Annotated in this window: 1 protein-coding gene; it reads right to left on the minus strand. The window is 64.1% G+C overall.

Features of this window, described 5'->3' with window-relative positions:
* The coding region (locus tag DUT91_RS25155; RefSeq protein ID WP_114443063.1) for an ATP-binding cassette domain-containing protein at positions 1-462 on the minus strand (462 nt) is incomplete at both ends.

Here is a 462-nt window from a genome sequence, read left to right on the forward strand (position 1 = left end):
CGTCCACCGCGCGGAACACCATCGGAGAACCGCCGAGCAGGCCGCCACCGAGCGAGAAATCCACCGCGACATTCAGCCCCTCCAGAATGATTGGCGCATGATCCGGCGGCGGCTCTTTCCTGCCGCTCGGCTCGGCGGCGAGGAGCATCTTGGTATAGTCAGCGTTCGGCCGCTCGAAAATATCCGCGGTCGTCCCCTTCTCCACCACTTCACCGCGGCGCATCACGACCACCCTTTCGGCGAAGTGCCGGACGATGCCTAGATCATGCGTGATCAGCACGATGGCCATGCCGAAACGGCTCTGCAGCGACCGCAGGAGATCGAGGATCTGCGCTTGGATGGTCACATCGAGCGCCGTTGTCGGCTCGTCGGCGATGAGCAGATCCGGCTCGTTCGCCAGCGCCATGGCGATCATCACACGCTGCCGCTGGCCGCCCGAAAGCTCGTGCGGATAACTGTCGA

The sequence above is a fragment of the Paramesorhizobium salinisoli genome, assembly GCF_003335045.1.
Classification (GTDB): Bacteria; Pseudomonadota; Alphaproteobacteria; order Rhizobiales; family Rhizobiaceae; genus Paramesorhizobium; species Paramesorhizobium salinisoli.